14 protein-coding genes and 1 pseudogene are annotated in these 17,451 nt (G+C 44.4%); 9 read left to right on the forward strand and 6 right to left on the reverse strand.

Annotated features, from left to right (window positions below; genetic code table 11):
- Positions 1–2: 2 nt before the first annotated feature.
- The 6 genes from BW980_RS18215 (at position 3) to BW980_RS18240 (ending at position 7,679) form a co-directional block, all read left to right on the forward strand.
- Positions 3–1,334 carry a DUF58 domain-containing protein gene (locus tag BW980_RS18215; RefSeq protein ID WP_076456594.1) on the forward strand — a complete coding sequence of 444 codons (1,332 nt, stop codon included), beginning with the start codon at positions 3–5 and terminating at the stop codon, positions 1,332–1,334.
- A 292-nt stretch (positions 1,335–1,626) separates the two neighbouring features.
- A complete protein-coding gene (locus BW980_RS18220; RefSeq protein ID WP_076456595.1) occupies positions 1,627–2,160 on the forward strand; it encodes a hypothetical protein in 534 nt (177 codons plus the stop codon).
- Between the two features lie 142 nt (positions 2,161–2,302).
- Complete coding sequence (locus tag BW980_RS18225) at positions 2,303–3,322, forward strand: DUF3500 domain-containing protein (protein ID WP_076456596.1); 1,020 nt, start codon at positions 2,303–2,305, stop codon at positions 3,320–3,322.
- A 25-nt stretch (positions 3,323–3,347) separates the two neighbouring features.
- Positions 3,348–3,863, forward strand: a complete 516-nt coding sequence (locus tag BW980_RS18230; protein WP_076456597.1) for a DinB family protein — start codon at positions 3,348–3,350, stop codon at positions 3,861–3,863.
- A gap of 102 nt (positions 3,864–3,965) precedes the next feature.
- Positions 3,966–4,190: a putative signal transducing protein gene (locus BW980_RS18235; protein WP_076456598.1), complete on the forward strand. Its 225-nt coding sequence runs from the start codon at positions 3,966–3,968 to the stop codon at positions 4,188–4,190.
- A gap of 78 nt (positions 4,191–4,268) precedes the next feature.
- Positions 4,269–7,679, forward strand: a complete 3,411-nt coding sequence (locus BW980_RS18240) for a HEAT repeat domain-containing protein (protein ID WP_076456599.1) — start codon at positions 4,269–4,271, stop codon at positions 7,677–7,679.
- Between the two features lie 63 nt (positions 7,680–7,742).
- On the opposite strand, the gene BW980_RS18245 is transcribed toward BW980_RS18240, so the two are convergent.
- Positions 7,743–8,684 (reverse strand): NAD(P)H-dependent flavin oxidoreductase, encoded by a 942-nt coding sequence (locus BW980_RS18245; RefSeq protein WP_076456600.1) that lies wholly within the window; start codon positions 8,682–8,684, stop codon positions 7,743–7,745.
- Positions 8,685–8,708: 24 nt separating this feature from the next.
- Positions 8,709–9,899: a tRNA 2-thiouridine(34) synthase MnmA gene (mnmA, locus tag BW980_RS18250; RefSeq protein WP_076456670.1), complete on the reverse strand. Its 1,191-nt coding sequence runs from the start codon at positions 9,897–9,899 to the stop codon at positions 8,709–8,711.
- A gap of 228 nt (positions 9,900–10,127) precedes the next feature.
- Here mnmA and BW980_RS18255 point away from each other — a divergent pair, with 228 nt between their 5' ends.
- Positions 10,128–11,498 (forward strand): fasciclin domain-containing protein, encoded by a 1,371-nt coding sequence (locus BW980_RS18255; RefSeq protein ID WP_076456601.1) that lies wholly within the window; start codon positions 10,128–10,130, stop codon positions 11,496–11,498.
- Positions 11,499–11,861: 363 nt separating this feature from the next.
- On the opposite strand, the gene yidC is transcribed toward BW980_RS18255, so the two are convergent.
- The 3 genes from yidC to BW980_RS18270 all read right to left on the reverse strand — a co-directional run bounded on the left by yidC (position 11,862) and on the right by BW980_RS18270 (position 15,749).
- A complete protein-coding gene (yidC, locus tag BW980_RS18260) occupies positions 11,862–13,712 on the reverse strand; it encodes a membrane protein insertase YidC (protein WP_076456602.1) in 1,851 nt (616 codons plus the stop codon).
- A 128-nt stretch (positions 13,713–13,840) separates the two neighbouring features.
- On the reverse strand, positions 13,841–15,457 hold the full coding sequence (locus tag BW980_RS18265) for a CTP synthase (RefSeq protein WP_076456603.1): 1,617 nt from the start codon (positions 15,455–15,457) through the stop codon (positions 13,841–13,843).
- 58 nt (positions 15,458–15,515) lie between these two features.
- Positions 15,516–15,749, reverse strand: coding sequence for a DUF3820 family protein (locus BW980_RS18270; RefSeq protein WP_076456604.1), 234 nt, complete (start codon positions 15,747–15,749; stop codon positions 15,516–15,518).
- Between BW980_RS18270 and BW980_RS23030 the strand changes: the two are divergent.
- Together BW980_RS23030 and BW980_RS18275 are read left to right on the forward strand one after the other, a co-directional pair.
- Positions 15,736–15,789 (forward strand): annotated as a pseudogene (locus tag BW980_RS23030) (hypothetical protein); the annotation flags it as partial. The gene BW980_RS18270 and the pseudogene BW980_RS23030 sit on opposite strands and share 14 nt — an antisense overlap.
- A gap of 9 nt (positions 15,790–15,798) precedes the next feature.
- Complete coding sequence (locus BW980_RS18275) at positions 15,799–16,668, forward strand: hydroxypyruvate isomerase family protein (protein ID WP_013991940.1); 870 nt, start codon at positions 15,799–15,801, stop codon at positions 16,666–16,668.
- A gap of 34 nt (positions 16,669–16,702) precedes the next feature.
- Here BW980_RS18275 and BW980_RS18280 read toward each other — a convergent pair whose 3' ends face one another.
- On the reverse strand, positions 16,703–17,449 hold the full coding sequence (locus tag BW980_RS18280) for a LytR/AlgR family response regulator transcription factor (RefSeq protein WP_076456605.1): 747 nt from the start codon (positions 17,447–17,449) through the stop codon (positions 16,703–16,705).
- Between the last annotated feature and the right edge of the window lie 2 nt (positions 17,450–17,451).

Consider the following 17,451-nt stretch of genomic DNA (forward strand, 5'->3'; position numbering starts at 1 on the left):
ATATGCAGTTCATAAGATCGCTCTACATACACAACGTTTTCTTTCGGTACATCGCCCTGCTTGCCGCCTGCTTCATCATGAGCTATTGGCTCCCCGCACTCTATCCCATCGCCTGGCTTTTGACCATGCTATTGGCGGCCTTGCTGCTCTTTGACCTGTACCTGCTCTACGCTGCCCCCAAAGCTATCCGAGGCCTACGGACCCTCCCCAAAAAGCTATCGAACAGCGACGAAAACCCCATTACCATACAGTTTGAAAGCCACTACCCTTTCACCACCTACCTGTCTATAATAGACGAGCTACCCGTACAGTTCCAAAAACGTGATTTTGAATACAAGACACGGTTAAAAAATGGCGAAAAACGAGAGCACAGATACACCGTACGCCCGGTCGAGCGCGGCGAATATGTATTCGGCCACCTGAACATCTATGCTTCTTCCCCACTTAGGATCATCAAACGTAGATTCGTTTTTCAAAAAGACCAAATGGTGCCGGTCTACCCCAGCATCATTCAAATGCAGCAATACGATTTCTTGGCCATGAACAACCGTCTCACGGAAGTGGGACTCAAAAAGATACGCCGGATCGGGCACACCCAAGAATTTGAACAGATCAAGGAATACGTTCTAGGTGACGATTATAGGACGGTAAACTGGAAGGCCACCGCCAAAAACAACCAGTTGATGGTCAATCAGTACCAAGATGAACGCTCACAACCTATCTATTCCGTTATCGACACGGGGCGGGTCATGAAAATGCCCTTTAACGGCCTAAAACTTTTGGATTATGCCATCAATTCCGCTTTGGCCTTTTCAAATGTCGCCCTAAAACGAAACGACAAAACGGGCATGATCACTTTTTCAAAGAAAATAGAATCCTTTGTTCCGGCAATTCAGAAAATCACCCACCTCAACACTATACTTGAAAAACTTTACCACATTAATACCGAATTTACCGATGCAGATTACGGCATGCTGTACGCCCATATAAAACGCAATGTCAATCAGCGAAGTTTACTGCTCTTGTACACCAATTTTGAACATATATCCGCCTTAAAAAGACAACTTCCCTTTTTGGTGGCCATCGCAAAAAAGCACCTACTTGTGGTCATATTCTTTGAGAACACCGAACTCGAAGAGCTAATAACGAAAGAGGCAGAAGACCTTCAGGGCATCTACCATAAAACTATTGCCGAAAAATTCTCGCTCGAAAAACGACTGATGCAAAAAGAACTTCAAAAATACGGTATACAGACTATTCTTACGCAACCTGAAAAGCTTACCGTCAATACCATTAACACCTATTTAGAGATCAAGGCCCGCGGACTTCTATAAAAGCTAAGGTTTTCAATTAAATCAATTTAGCAAATAAATTTTTCATAAGATTTCAACAGTTTATCCCCAAAAATCCTGTTGATAACTTTTTGACGGAAAAACAGCTATTTGCCAACCCTTATTGTGCTTATATATTATCGACAAAATGCACACCTGATAACCTTAGTTTATACCACTAGACGAAATACCACGGCAAAAAATATGGTATTATTCTGTAAATTGCGCACCCCCCACGGCATGCGGAATGCCACAGAGAAAACTATAACGACGAACCAAACCTACTAGAACAGGAATGAAAGAAACACTTCCACGATTTGCGAAATCATCAAAGAACATCGTAAATTTTTCAAATAAAAAACCAAAGTATAGGTTCCGTCTTGTAGATTTCAAAAACAAAGATTACAAAACCGATCTTTTATTATGTCAGACCCAATGTAATTTAGAAATCCTACCTAAAGGGGTAATGGTAGTAGGGAATTTTGACGGCACTGACAATATTATCCCCTTGTTGAAAGACGAAATACGCTCGATCAGCTTGATAAAAGGGAAGGAAACCATTGATACATTCTGCTTGTCGCCCATGCACATTTTACTCAAATTGGGCATCCCTAGTAGTATTTCGCGTTATTTTAAAGTATACCCATCGGAACACAAGATTACCGAGACCCAGGTCATCATCAAATGTGACGAATACCAACTAAAGCTGATAACCAGCGGTAACGACTACGGTAAGCTACTACGAATTTTCAAAAAAGCCGGGTATACCGACGAATTGAACCTTGTTCAAAAACCGACATTAAGTCTTTTGAACTACAATCTTTATTAGTTTTCCACTATTTGAACAGCTTTTCAATACCGGCTTGCTTCACAAAAGGCACACTATAGCAAGTTTTAGGTCGAGTCTGCCCGCAAATTCAATCGAGTTCCCTAAATTTAGGGATACCAGCACCTTTTAGCCAGACAATACCATGACCATCAAACAAAGCGTCGTATCACTGCTTGCCCTGATTACTTTTCAAATAGGACAAGCCCAAGAATTACATGTACTAGCGGAAACCTTTCTTCTTTCGCTGACCGATGAATTACGCCAAGAAGCCCAGTTCAAACTAAACGACGACGAACGTTTCAACTTCAACTATGTACCCCTAGAAAGAAAAGGTCCCACCTTCAACGACTTTGACGCGATTCAAAAAGAGGCCGCCTTGGCCTTATTAAAAACATCCTTAAGCAAGGAAGGCTTACGTAAAACTTCTGAAATCATGGACCTTGAAGACGTTCTGGCCCTTATTGAAAAGAACCAGCTCACTATGCCCGATGGATCTCCGATGCGGGATGCCCTTAACTACCATTTTTGTATTTTCGGAAACCCCACAGCCAAGGACTTTTGGGGCTGGCGGTTTGAAGGGCATCACCTATCATTGAACTTTGTAGCTTCCAAAGGAACTATCCTGTCGGCCACACCTACCTTTATGGGCTCCAATCCGGGCATCGTGCCCCACGGACAATCCAAGGGAAAACAAGTGCTTCAAAAAGAGACCGAAATGGGGTTTTCATTTGTTCACTCCCTAACAGAACCACAACTCGCCCAGGCCTTGTTTGCCGAAAAGGCGCCCTACGAAATAATCACCGGTAACCAAAGAACCGTATCTCGACCAGAGCCTGACGGAATTTCGTTCACCGATTTATCCAAAACGCAAAAAAACCTCTTCCTAAACTTGTTGGACCTGTATTTAGGCAACTACGAAGCCAAGTTTTCAAAATCGTTAAAATCCAAAATTGAAGAGGCCGGCATCAACAAGCTCTCCTTTAGCTGGGCCGGAAGCCTAAAACCCGGAAAAGGACACTACTACCGCATTTACGGACCGACCATCCTTATTGAATACGACAATACCCAAAACAATGCCAACCATGTACACACCGTAGTCCGCGACCTGACCAATGACTTCGGCCAAGATATTTTAAAGCAGCACTACCGGCACAGCCATTGAACCCCGGATCCTAAATTTTGAGCAGATGCAAAACCAAAAACCTGAAGTCTGGCTTCGCGGCCCTATACCGGAAATACCCGCTCTACTACAACCCGCGGCACACGCCCTGTTACAATCTTCAGAAGAAATAGAGCGCTACCTTATCCACTTTCCACAAGACAAATTATGGACCAAAGTTGCCGGTCGCGCTTCGGTAGGCTTTCATTTACAACACATTACCGGGGTATTAGACCGCATGTTGAGCTATGCCCGGGCCGAAAGCTTGTCGGAAGAACAGTTTGGCTATCTCTCCAGAGAAGGCCAAGCCGACGACGGGCTCACCGTCAAACAATTGGTTTCCGCTTTTCAGGAAAAGACCCAAGAGGCCCTATCTTTTTTTAAGACCCTAAACGAGGCCACCTTAGGGGAAGTACGTTCGGTAGGAAGAAAAAAGCTTCCTTCAACTACCCTAGGCCTGTTATTTCACGCTGCCGAACACAGCCAACGCCATGTAGGTCAGTTACTGGTTACAAAAAGCGTCCTTATCCCCCCTAAAAACTAGACTCTTGTTTTTACCAAGTTTTATATGATCAAAAATTAACGTTTTAAGGGGACACAAATTTGGAATAACACCATAACTTCATATTGTTATAAAAACAATGCTATGAACACAAATGATGTTAAAATCTACTCCGGGAATCGTTTTACGGCACAACTAATCGAAGGGAAATTGAAGGAAGTCGGCATAGCGCCCATAATCAAGGATGAGTCGCAATCGGCTCGTTTAGCAGGGTTTGCGGCCAATATGGATGGTGCGCTAGAGCTCTATGTCCGTGAAGACGAGAAGGAACAGGCCATGCGTATTGTCAAGGCCGTGTCGGCAGAGTAAAAAAACGGGGCAACATTGCTTTCTGTATTCATTATTCCCTATTTTTATCGGCTCCATACCAATGAATACATAACAATAATGACAATCAACACCAAACTCCCCCAGTTCGTCGCGTTCGCGCTTTTTTTTACCTTATTCTGTTCCTGCGAATCCACACCGAAAAAACCAAAGGAAACGCCCTTGGTAATCGTTGAAGATTCGCTTACCGAAGTAAGTCGGGCAAGACAGATCAGGGAAAGCATTAACCCCCAAATAGCAGAGGGACTCGAATTGAGTCTATGGGCTTCCGATTCTCTCGCGCCCGACCCCATTGCCATGCAAATTGACGATGAGGGCAGAGTTTACCTCACCCGTACCAATCGACAAAAAAACTCGGAATTCGACATCCGCGGACACCAAGATTGGATGACCGCTTCAATTTCATTACAATCGGTAGAAGATCGCCGCAAGTTTTTACACCAAACCTTCGCCCCTGAAAAAAGTGAGGAAAACGAATGGTTTCCAGACTTGAACGAAGACGGTAGCCATGACTGGAAAGATCTTACCGTTGAAAAAGACGAAGTATGGATGCTGGAAGACAGCAACAATAACGGTATTGCCGATAGGTCTACCCGAATATTGGAAGATTTTAACGAAGAGATTACCGATGTTGCCGGAGCACTTTTAGTGCGCGACAACGATGTCTTTGTAGGAGTAGGACCCGATATGTGGCGCCTGACCGATACGAACGACGATTTGATCCTTGACGAAAAAACTTCCCTTGCCCACGGTTTCGCCGTTCATATAGGTTTTGCCGCCCATGGTATGTCAGGAGCCATTGAAGGTCCCGACGGCAAGATTTACTGGGGCATAGGTGATATTGGCGCCAACCTTACCACTGCCGACGGCCAAAAGTTCAAATACCCTAACCAAGGTGTTATTGTACGCTGCAACCCTGACGGAAGCAATTTTGAGGTATTCGCCAGAGGATTGAGAAACACCCATGAATTTGTATTCGATGCCTACGGAAATATTATCTCCTCCGATAACGATGGCGACCACGCCGGTGAAAGCGAACGCCTTGTACACCTCGTGGAAGGTTCCGATTCAGGATGGCGCTCCAACTGGCAATACGGCAAGTATACCGACCCCAAGAACAACGGATATAAGGTTTGGATGGATGAAAAACTATTCACTCCCCGCTGGGAAGGACAAGCGGCATACATTGTCCCCCCTATACAGAATTTCCACAACGGACCTACGGGTATGACTTATAACCCAGGCACCGCCCTAGGTAAAGATTGGCTGAACAAGTTCTTTTTGGTTGAATTTGTGGGCAACCCGGATCGTTCCAATATCTGGGCCTTTGACCTAAAACCGAAGGGAGCCAGTTTTGAACTCAATACCGATAAAAGTATCTTGAGCGGCGTTCTACCTACAGGAATCCAGTTTGGCCCCGATGGCGCCATGTACCTTGCGGACTGGATTACCGGATGGGGCACCAAAAACTATGGTCGGGTCTGGAAGCTCGATGTGAACGCTTCTAAAAACGACCTTGAAAAAGAACGTCAGGAGACCAAGCGCCTTATGACGCTCGACTACGAGGCCCAGTCAATCGAAGAACTGGTCAAATTGCTTTCATACGGCGATATGCGCATCAGAAAAAAAGCCCAATTTCAATTGGCAAAGAACGGCGCAAAAGGATATAAGGCCCTAAAACAGGTTGCCGCCGAAAGCCCGAATCAATTTGCCCGGATCCACGCAATTTGGGGTATTGGCCAAATGGCCGATACAAAAGCCACCGAAGCCGAACCCTTGGTTAACCTATTATCCGATAAGGATCCTGAAATCATTGCCCAAGCCGCAAAAGTTTTAGGCGATGTACGATATACGGGAGCCACTTCCAAATTAATCGGACTATTAAGGCATACCAACCCTAGGGTACGGTTTTTTGCTGCCCAAGCTTTGGGAAGAACAAAGGCCGAAGCCGCCGTACAACCCTTGCTAGACTTAATTGTAGCGAACAACGATGAAGACGTTTATTTAAGACATGCGGCCGTACTGGCCTTATCCCGAATTGGAAAAACCGAATCTATCATCCCTTTGGCACATAACCCGAACCGAAGCCTTAGAATTGCCGCCGTTCTCGTTTTACGCCGGCTCCAAGACCCGGCGGTCGCCCAATTCTTGAACGATGGGGATGAATACATTGTAACGGAAGCTGCCAGGGCCATTAATGACGACTGGTCTATTGAAGCGGCGCTTCCCGCCCTTGCGGAAATGCTTACCGTAGAAAAATTCAATTCGGAACCCTTAATGCGTAGGGCAATCAATGCCGCACTGCGTGTTGGCGGTGAAAAGGAATTGGAAAACCTTATTGCCTTCGCCAAAGACAAGAATAGGTCGAACGTTTTAAGAGGTGAAGCCTTGGCTACGATTGGCACATGGGCCGAACCCTCGGTCCTTGACCGGGTAGACGGTCGCTTTCGAGGCGAAATCAAGAGAGACCCCAACAGTGTAAAGCAAAAGATAGAAAAAGACATTCCCGATTTTCTTGAAGATAGCGATACCGAAATTCTTATCGGCATTACCAACACTTTGGCCAACCTAGGAATCGACACCCATAACAATACCCTTTTCTCCATCATGAAAAAGGACAAGTCGCCAAAGGTCAGGTCTGAAATTTTAAAGGCCTTGGGCACATTGAACTATGAGAAAATCGAAACCGCCATGCAGTATGGCATGAAAGATGGCGATAAAAATGTTCGTACCACGGCCATAAGCCTGATGACGAAGATGGATATCTCAAAAGAGAACTTACCGAACATCATCACCCCCATTTTCAAAAAGGGGTCGGTTCGCGAACAGCAACAACTATTAAGCGTTTTAGGTGAACTTCCCGTCGAAAAGAGTGGGGATGTTTTAAAAGGATTGATACAAGAAGCCAGCGCTGACCGCCTTAAACAAAGTGTTATTCTTGACCTTATCGAGGCCGTTGAGGCCACTGGAAGCGAAACTTTAATCGCCGAACTAAAACCGCTCAAGGAAAACGGCAACTCTATCGACGCCTTTAAAGAAACCTTGGTCGGCGGGAATTATAGGGATGGCCGAAACGTATTCAACAAGAACCCTACCGCACAATGTACCCGTTGTCACGCTATTGGCAGTACCGGTGGTGACGTAGGCCCTTCCCTTGAAAACATAGGGAATATTCTAAGTAGGGAGCAAATCTTGGAAGCACTTATTGAACCAAGTGCCCGATTGGCCCCAGGATACGGTAGCGTTTCCCTGACCTTAAAAGACGGACAAAAAATAAGCGGTATTCTCGAAGCCGAAACCGATGAGGAGATTACTTTGAGAACATCGGAAGCCGAACCTTTGGACATCCCTATATCACGTATAGCCAAACGTGAAAACATGCCATCGGCCATGCCACCTATGGGCCGATTGATATCAAAAAGGGAATTACGGAACTTGATAGAGTACCTTGCCAATCTCAAACAAGGTTAAACACCAAAAAAAATCCCTCCAGAAACGGAGGGATTTTTTTGTTATTTTTTTTGATGGCTTTTTTTAGAGGAAAGACATCCCTTGTTTGGCCTTTTCAAATTCCGACATCAAGTCGCTTACAATGCGGGCCGCCGGTTTAATATCGTGAATAAGCGAAGCCACTTGGCCTATCTCGAGCTCCCCTTCTTCCAAATCACCTTCAAAGATGCCCCTTTTGGCACGCGCCCTTCCCAAGAGTTCCTTTAGCTCTTCCTTTCTAGCCCCCTTGGCATAAGCCTGCTCTATATCTTTATAAAACTTGTTCTTTATAAGCCGTACCGGGGCCAATTCCTTCAAGGTAAGCTGGGTATCGCCCTCGCCGGCTTCCACTACTTTTTGCTTGAACAACAAATGGGAAGAAGCTTCATCACTAGCAACAAACCTACTCCCTACTTGTACCCCGTCGGCACCCAAGACCATAGTGGCGAGCATGGCCGCACCCGTAGCTATTCCACCGGCGGCAATGATAGGGATGTCTATTTTTTCCTTTACCGCAGGAATCAAGGTCAAGGTAGTCGTCTCATCGCGACCATTATGCCCCCCGGCCTCAAAACCTTCGGCTACAATAGCATCTACACCGGCTTCTTGGGCCTTTAGGGCGAACTTTAGGCTGCTGACCACATGAACTACCGTAATTCCTTTTTCTTTTAAGTAGGATGTATATGTTTTTGGATTTCCTGCCGAAGTAAAAACAACTTTCACCCCAAGTCCAACAATGCAATCGATCAAGCGATCCAAATCAGGATAGAGCATCGGTACATTGACACCAAAAGGCTTATCGGTTGCCTCTTGGCATTTTTCTATATGTTCCCTTAATACTTCCGGATACATGCTACCGGCACCGATCAAGCCCAATCCACCGGCATTGGAAACAGCAGAAGCCAGTCGCCAGCCACTAGTCCATATCATTCCCGCCTGAACGATCGGGTATTTAATTCCGAAGAGTTCCGTAATTCTATTTTGCATCGATATAGTATTGAAAAATTTCCTTTATGAAATTACTCCCGACCCAATAAGTTCATCGCCAAGGTACCATGCGGCAAACTGACCTTCGGTAATCGCCGATTGCTTTTCCTCGAAATCTACATACAATCCTCCATCGACTTTATACAAACTTGCCTTCTGCAAGGGTTGACGATATCGAATTCGGGCCATTACCTCAAGTGTTTCGCCATCGTTCAGGGCCAAATCGGTACGCACCCAATGCAATTCGTCATCGGTTATAAAAAGGGTCCTTCTATACAGACCGGGGTGCGATTTACCCTGCCCCGTATAAATCACGTTTTCTTCCACGTCGGTATCGATTACGAAAAGAGGTTCTTTGGTCCCCCCTACATCAAGACCTTTACGCTGTCCTTTGGTGAAATAATGCGCCCCTTGATGTTCGCCTACCACCTTACCATCTGAAATGCTATATATAGGCTTTTCGGAATAAAAGGCAAGTTCCGCCTGTTTGCTTTCAAACTGGGGCCGTTCCTTTTGGTATTGGGAAACATCGGACGGCACTTCAACAATGACTCCTTGTTTAGGCTTCAATTTTTGCTGAAGAAATTCCGGCAAACGCACCTTCCCTATAAAACAAAGTCCTTGTGAATCTTTTTTATCGGCCGTAATCAAATCATTGTCGGCCGCGATCTGTCGGACTTCCGGCTTGTTCAAATCGCCAATGGGAAACAAAGTTTTTGACAATTGCTCTTGGGAAAGCTGACACAGAAAATAAGACTGGTCTTTGTTCCCGTCAACACCCGCCAAAAGCTGGTAGGTTTCCGAACCATCTGCATTCTTAATGACCCCCTTTCTACAATAGTGGCCCGTAGCTACGTAATCGGCCCCCAATTGCAAGGCGATGTCCATGAATACGTCGAATTTTATTTCACGGTTACAGAGCACGTCAGGATTTGGGGTACGTCCTTTTTCATATTCCGCGAACATGTAATCTACGATCCGTTCCTTATACTGAACGCTTAAATCTACGGTCTGAAAAGGTATCCCCAACTTCTCGGCCACGATCAAAGCATCGTTACTATCCTCCAACCACGGGCATTCTTCCGAAATAGTAACGGAATCATCGTGCCAATTCTTCATAAACAAGCCTATTACCTCATACCCCTGCTCTTTCAAGAGGTATGCCGTTACGCTTGAATCCACACCTCCTGAGAGGCCTACAACTACTTTTTTCATGATAATAAATAAGAGGACAAAATTAGTCAATAAACACGTATTCCCCCTTTGCAAATCCAATTTTAGCATTCCCTTAAACTCAAAAGTGTTCAACTTTTATTCGATAAAGTTAAACAAAACTATATTTTTAGCTTAAATTGCATCAGATTTAACTTAAAGAAGTGGGTAAGGATGATACATAGGGTATTGTATTCTGTCCATTTAATATGAACATTTAATATATGTATTATGACTCTCAACAATTTTAAAAGCGTATTAGGCTTAGTCTTTACCGTAGTATTGTTTGTCTCTTGTAGCGACGATGACAACGCCCCCGTTATTCCCATGGAACCCGAGACCGATATTGTAGATATCGCCATTACCGACCCCAACCTTTCTATTTTAGTGGAAGCCCTCGGCGAAGCCGATTTAGTTTCTACGCTTCAAGGAGATGGCCCCTTTACCGTTTTCGCCCCAACCGATGCGGCCTTTCAGGCTTTTTTGAGCGATAACAACTTTACTTCGTTAGACGATATTCCCGAAGAAACCCTAAAGCAGGTTCTTTTGAACCACGTAGTAAGTGGCAACGTAAAAGCCGCCGACTTAGAATCTACCTACTACCCTTCCTCTTCTACCGCAGGGGTTGATGGTAAAAACCTCAGTCTCTACGTCAATATTGAAGATGGGGTGACCATTAATGGTTCATCAGTGACCACGGCCGACATTGAGGCCTCTAACGGAACCATACATGTAGTAGACATGGTAATAGGCCTGCCGAACATCGTAAACCATGCCACGTACAACGGTGCTTTTACTGACTTGGTTGCGGCATTGACGGCGGACAACAACACGGTGTTTACCGATTTATTAGGTGATGCCGAACAAAAATTTACCGTATTCGCCCCTACCAACGATGCTTTTACCGCATTTGAAAACCCGAACGAAAATGCTTTGAACGGCATTCTCTCAAACCATGTTATTATGGGTGCGGCCCTTGCTGCCGGTGACCTAAGTAACAGCTATGCAAATACTGTAGCAACAAACGAAGACGGAGATAATTTGAGCATTTATGTAAATACGGATGACGGCGTTGTATTGAACGGAACAAGTCAAGTAATCATCAGCGATGTAGTAACCACCAACGGCATCATACACGCCGTAGATATGGTAATCGATTTACCTACCATTGTTACCTTCGCCACTGCTGACAGTGAAAACTTCTCAACTTTGGTGAGCGTACTTACTGCCGAAGGACAACCTGATTTCGTAAGCATACTCAGCTCTACCACGGAAGACACGCCCTTTACCGTATTTGCCCCTATAAACAGTGCTTTTGCAGCACTAGCCGAAGTACCTGAGGGAGAAGATTTGACTGCGGTCTTAACACACCACGTCATAGCAGAGGCCAATATTGTCTCCGGGGATTTAAGTGACGGACTGGTTTCGCCAGCAACCCTACAAGGGGACGCCCTCACCTTTACCGCCGCCAATGATTCGTTTACCATAACGGACGGTGCCGGAAATTCGGGAATCAATATCGTCAAGGCCGATGTTCAAGCCATGAACGGTGTAATTCATGCTGTAGATACCGTTTTATTACCCAACACCCCCCAAGACTAATATTCGTTTATCCATCACAAAAGTAAAGCCGCTGAATTCAGCGGCTTTTTTTTGTTCGTATCCGTAGTTCAAATATCAGCTTTCAACTAGCGGTCTTTCAATTTTCTATTCTTAAACCTGTCAGATTGAAGACTTTAAAAAAGACTTTTTATCGATGATTTTGATTTTAAACAAATCAGACAACAAGCCCTACTGAGTTAGCATACAAAAACAGCCACTTGACAACTCTATTTTTTTTTAACTGTAGTTATGGCGCATCTTTGGAGTCCCAAATCTTACCAAACTAACTGAATGCTAAAAAAACCCCGACAGAAATGTCAGGGTTTTTTGTTTTATAAATACCGTGGTACTGAAGTCAGTAGATTACTTCTTACCGGTTTTCTTTTGTTCTTCGGCTTGCTCCATCATTTCGCGCATTCGTCGCTGAAACTTGTTTTCCTTTTTGGGCTTCTTTTTGTTCTCTTGAATTTGGGCATGGATTTTCGCATCGTCCAAAATAAAATTCTTGATGACCAACATAATACCAATGGTAATCAAGTTCGAAACAAAGTAGTACAAACTCAATCCACTCGCATAGTTGTTAAAGAAGAACAACATCATAACCGGCATGAGATACATGATAAACTTCATGTTAGGCATACCCGGTTGTTGCGGCATGTTCTGACCTGTGGTCATCGTCATATAGAAGAATATGGCAATAGAGGCCAAAATAGGAAACAAACTAACGTGATCCCCATAAAACGGAATATGGAAAGGCAAATTGGCCACTACGTCATATGATGATAAATCGTCCGCCCATAAAAATGGTTTTTGACGCAAAGCGAAAGAGGTCGGGAAGAACATGAACAAGGCATAGAAAATCGGCATTTGCAACAATGCGGGAATACAGCCGCTCATCGGACTTACACCTGCCTTACCATAAAGTTTCATGGTCTCTTGCTGCTTCTTCATGGCGTTATCTTTGTACTTTTCCCCCAACTCGGCCAACTCAGGCTTCAATACCTTCATCTTTGCCTGTGACAAGTACGACTTGTAGGTTACGGGCGACATGGCCAATCGAACCAATATGGTCATCACCACAATGGCTACACCAAAGGGCAAGAAAGAGCTCAAGAACGAATAGAAGGGAGTGAACAGATATCGGTTCAACCATCCAAAAATACCCCATCCAAAAGGAATGGAATCATCAAGCCCCAACTCTTTATATTGACTTAACACCTTTACATCGGTAGGGCCGTAATACCAAAACATATTATGCGCCAGCTCGCCGGCGGTAAGCTCCAATGGTACGGTAGCACCGAACAATTTGGTGAACTGGGTGTCTTTGCTCTCTTCCTCCACTAAATTACGCGAAGTAAGGTCAGCTGTTTTAAAATTGTTTTTGGTAGCCAAGATCGAACTGAAGAAATGTTGGCGGTATGATATCCACTTAACATCTTCCTCCGTTTCCTCGTCGTCACTGGTAAGCGACAAGTAATCTATTTTTCCATCGTCGTGGTTATAGGTCAGCTCGGTGTACCTATTCTCGTATTCCACACTCTTACTGTGCCTGATACCTTTAAGTTTCCAGCTCAGCTCAACGGGCTTGCTACTGTCGATAATGCCGTTCAGACCTTGTGAGCGAATGGTGAAATCAACGAGGTAGTCCCCTTTTTTCATTTCGTACCGGAATTCCAAAAACTGCGAAGGACCTGCCTTGGCCTTCATGGAAAGTACCTTGTTACCGTTGCTTTCGCTCAACGACGGTACAAAGTACAAATCCTTGGTATTGAGTACGCGGTTGTCGGTGGTAGTAAAATCAAGTCCGAAAGACGCATTGCCTTCGTGTACCAAATAAACCGGAATAGAATCGTACGTATGGTATTGCTTCATTCGGGCTTCGATGATCTGCCCCCCCTTGTTACTGATTTTCAACGAAAGCAGTTCGTTGTCCAGTTCAGTAAGCTTATCGGAAGGGGTCGTATACCCGAATGCACCTATTTTACCTTGATAATTGGCAATGGCCGTAGAATCTTGAAGGTTGATTTCGGCCGGGGCATCCAATGCTGCCGACTGCACGTCGTTTTCAACTTTCTCCACTACCTGTTCCTCTTGAGCTTTTTGGGCCTCAAGCTCTTCGGGAGTAGGCCTATTCTGATAAAACATAAATATCAGTATCCCAAAAATCAGCACAAAACCGATTATGGAATTTATGTCTACTTTCTTTTCTTCCATCTAATTAATTGTTTTTAGACTACCCGCGATGGTTACATATTGTATCGCAGCGCCAAATACTAGGGTTTGGTCCAGTCAATTTGCAAATATATGTCCAAAAGCGCATTTTATGCCATACTGGCATTGTTTTATTGCGTTTTATGCACTAATGCTGCCTTTACAAAGCCAACGAAAAGCGGGTGCGGACTTGCGACCGTACTTTTATATTCAGGATGATATTGCACACCGATAAACCATGGATGCTCAGGTATTTCGACAATTTCCACCAAATTGGTCTTTTTGTTGATACCCGTAGCCTTAAGGCCCTTCGCCTCAAGTTGCGCCTTGTAATCACTATTAAATTCATAGCGGTGACGATGTCTTTCGGAGATACTGTCGGCACCGTTATATACCTTTTTGACCAAACTACCCTCAAGAAGCTCACAGTCCCAGGCCCCCAATCTCATAGTACCGCCCTTATTGGTTACCGTTTTTTGCTCCTCCATTAAATTAATAACAGGGTTTGGGGTGTTTTCGTCCATTTCGGTAGAATTGGCATCCTTAAGGCCCAAAACGTTACGCGCATATTCAATGACTGCCATTTGCATACCCAAACAGATTCCCAAGAAAGGAATATTGTTCTCGCGGGCATGTTGTACCGCCTTGATCTTACCTTCTATACCCCGTTCACCAAAACCTGGCGCCACAAGAATACCGTCCAGATCCTTTAATTCTTTCTGCAAACTTTTTTCGGAAAGGTGTTCCGAATGAATGGACTTAACGTTCACCCTAACCTCGTTCACTGCCCCGGCATGTATAAAAGCCTCTAAAATGGACTTATACGAATCTTGAAGTTCAACATACTTACCGATCAAACCGATATTGACTTCGTTTTTCGGATTTTTATGCTGCCCCAAAAACTCTTTCCATTGGGTAAGGTCCGGTTCTATATCGTCGCGCAGTGCCAGTTTCTTGAGCACTACGGTATCCAACCCCTCTTCTTGCATCAATAAAGGAACATCGTAAATGGTCGATGCATCAATGGATTGTATAACGGCTTCCCTTTTTACATTGCAGAAAAGCGCCAATTTATCTTTGATCTCATTTGAAATCTCGTGTTCGGTACGGCATACCAAGACATCGGCCTTGATACCGCTTTCCATCAAGGTTTTTACAGAGTGCTGGGTAGGCTTGGTCTTTAACTCACCGGCTGCGGAAAGATAGGGCACCAACGTAAGATGTATAACAATGGCATTACTATCTCCCAATTCCCACAACAACTGCCTAACCGATTCGATATAGGGCAATGATTCTATATCGCCCACGGTACCTCCTATTTCGGTAATGACAATATCGTATTCGCCACTATTGCCCAAAAGCTGTACACGTCGTTTGATTTCATTGGTAATATGAGGTACTACTTGAACGGTCTTACCTAAAAATTCGCCCCTACGTTCTTTTTCGATCACGCTTTGGTAGATCCGCCCCGTGGTAACGTTGTTGGCCTGAGACGTCTTCACGTTCAGGAAACGCTCGTAATGACCAAGGTCAAGATCGGTCTCGGCCCCATCATCCGTCACATAGCATTCGCCATGTTCGTATGGGTTCAAGGTTCCCGGATCAACATTGATATACGGGTCTAATTTTTGAATAGTGGTCTTGTAGCCACGAGCCTGTAGCAATTTGGCGAGCGATGCGGCTATAATACCTTTCCCTAGAGAAGAAGTAACACCTCCCGTAACGAAAATATACTTTGTCTGCGACATATTGGTGTTCTTTGTTACGGGGCACAAAGATATAAATTGCACCGTGAAATCATAGGTATTACCTGGGAAAATCTTTTTGAATCTTCCGAATTAACGGCTCTAGTCCATTAACCTTAATTTCTAGCATGGATTTTAACAGATTTCCCAATTTTCCTTCAGGAAATCCCTTTTGTTGATACCATATCAAATATGGCTCTGGAAGATTTACCAAATATCTGCCCTTGAACTTTCCGAAAGGCATCCTATAATGTGCCAATTCTAACAATTTTTCTCTATCGGGAACTACATTCATTTTCAAAACTAAATATTTTATCTTTATTTTAGCACAATAGCAAGAAATTATGAAACGACGAAAATTTATCGGTACATCGGCCGCTGCCTCAGTTGGACTGGTGGCCTGCAAAACTACGAATGCTATGGCTCCCGCAAGTGCTGAAAGTACAGAATTAAAAGGAAATATCAACCATAGCGTTTGCCGCTGGTGCTACAAGGGCATTCCCATGGAAGATTTTCTAAAAAGCCTGAATCAACTCGGCATAAAGGCCATGGACCTTACCGGCCCCGAAGATTGGCCCTTGATGAAAAAATACGGTATTCACGCCTCTATGTGTTGGGGCGCCGGGTTTGGTATTGAAAAAGGATGGAACGACCCTTCCCTTCATGCCGAACTAATTGCCGATTACTCCCAACATATTCCAAAAGTGGCCGAAGCCGGTTACACCAACCTGATCTGCTTTAGCGGAAACAGGAACGGAATGGACGATGCAGAAGGATTAAAGAACTGCGCGGAAGGACTCAAAAAAATAATGCCCATTGCCGAAAAGCACGGTGTAGTACTGCAAATGGAACTACTCAATTCTAAGGTAAACCACCCTGATTACATGTGCGATACCAGTGCATGGGGCGTTGAACTATGCAAGGCCATAGGTTCGGAAAACTTTAAATTGCTCTACGACATCTACCATATGCAAATTATGGAAGGAGACATCATTCGCAATATTCAAGACTACCACCAATATTTCGGACACTACCACACAGGTGGAAATCCCGGCCGAAACGAAATCAACGATACGCAAGAACTCTTTTACCCCGCCATCATGAAGGCTATTTTAGCAACCGGGTTCAAAGGCTATGTTGCCCAAGAGTTCATACCGACTTGGGACGACAAAATCGCAGCCCTTAAAGAAGGTGTCACCATCTGCGACGTTTAAAAAATCGCTAAGCCTTCCTTCGGGAAGGTTTTTTTTACCCCATTAATTTCCTTAAAAAGTCTTCTTTTCTGCGTACCGCTACCTCTATGTGCGAACCATCGTTCATAAGGGCATAGCCCCCTTTTCCCTTTACATACTTATCTACACAGCTTAAATTGACCAAATGCGATTGGTGCGTTCTATAAAAATGGTGTTTTTCAAGAAGGGCTTCAAAATATTTTAGGGTCTTGGCCACTGTAAGTTTTTTGTCGGCCTTCAAAAACAAGTGGGTATAATTCACGTCGGACTGACAGCGGACAATGTCGGTTATCGCTATCATTGAAAGTCCGTCTACCGTAGGCACGGCTATTTTTCGAAAATCACTGGCTTTTTGATTATCAAGGTTATGAAATAGCACTTCCATTTTTTTAGAGATTTCCTTTAGGGAAATTTTTTCCTTCAGTTTCTCCAGGGCCACATGCAAGTCGTCTTCCGCAATGGGCTTCAACAAATAATCAAGGGCGGAGAATCTAAAGGCTTCCAAGGCATATGTATCGTACCCGGTCGTAAAAATGACCTCAAAATTGACATGGACCAATTCTTGAAGTAGCTCAAACCCCGTCCTATCATGAAGTTGCACATCTAAAAACACCACTTGAGGGCTATGTCTTTTTATAGCAACCAAACCTTCTTCAAACGAAGAAGCCACGTTTTCTACCTGTATAGCACCATGTGCGCCCAACAATAAAAGTAAGCGGTCTTGACAGTGCTTTTCGTCATCTATAATAATCGCTCTCAACATAA

It is taken from the genome of Zobellia uliginosa (genome assembly GCF_900156625.1).
In the GTDB taxonomy this organism is placed as follows: Bacteria; Bacteroidota; Bacteroidia; order Flavobacteriales; family Flavobacteriaceae; genus Zobellia; species Zobellia uliginosa.

Excerpts from the sequence above, each read along its gene's own strand:
- BW980_RS18215 (WP_076456594.1), top strand. The coding sequence starts at position 3 with ATGCAGTTCATAAGATCGCTCTACATACACAACGTTTTCTTTCGGTAC.
- BW980_RS18220 (WP_076456595.1), top strand. The coding sequence starts at position 1,627 with ATGAAAGAAACACTTCCACGATTTGCGAAATCATCAAAGAACATCGTA.
- BW980_RS18225 (WP_076456596.1), top strand. The coding sequence starts at position 2,303 with ATGACCATCAAACAAAGCGTCGTATCACTGCTTGCCCTGATTACTTTT.
- BW980_RS18230 (WP_076456597.1), top strand. The coding sequence starts at position 3,348 with ATGCAAAACCAAAAACCTGAAGTCTGGCTTCGCGGCCCTATACCGGAA.
- BW980_RS18235 (WP_076456598.1), top strand. The coding sequence starts at position 3,966 with ATGAACACAAATGATGTTAAAATCTACTCCGGGAATCGTTTTACGGCA.
- BW980_RS18240 (WP_076456599.1), top strand. The coding sequence starts at position 4,269 with ATGACAATCAACACCAAACTCCCCCAGTTCGTCGCGTTCGCGCTTTTT.
- BW980_RS18245 (WP_076456600.1), bottom strand. The coding sequence starts at position 8,684 with ATGCAAAATAGAATTACGGAACTCTTCGGAATTAAATACCCGATCGTT.
- mnmA (WP_076456670.1), bottom strand. The coding sequence starts at position 9,899 with ATGAAAAAAGTAGTTGTAGGCCTCTCAGGAGGTGTGGATTCAAGCGTA.
- BW980_RS18255 (WP_076456601.1), top strand. The coding sequence starts at position 10,128 with ATGACTCTCAACAATTTTAAAAGCGTATTAGGCTTAGTCTTTACCGTA.
- yidC (WP_076456602.1), bottom strand. The coding sequence starts at position 13,712 with ATGGAAGAAAAGAAAGTAGACATAAATTCCATAATCGGTTTTGTGCTG.
- BW980_RS18265 (WP_076456603.1), bottom strand. The coding sequence starts at position 15,457 with ATGTCGCAGACAAAGTATATTTTCGTTACGGGAGGTGTTACTTCTTCT.
- BW980_RS18270 (WP_076456604.1), bottom strand. The coding sequence starts at position 15,749 with ATGAATGTAGTTCCCGATAGAGAAAAATTGTTAGAATTGGCACATTAT.
- BW980_RS18275 (WP_013991940.1), top strand. The coding sequence starts at position 15,799 with ATGAAACGACGAAAATTTATCGGTACATCGGCCGCTGCCTCAGTTGGA.
- BW980_RS18280 (WP_076456605.1), bottom strand. The coding sequence starts at position 17,449 with ATGTTGAGAGCGATTATTATAGATGACGAAAAGCACTGTCAAGACCGC.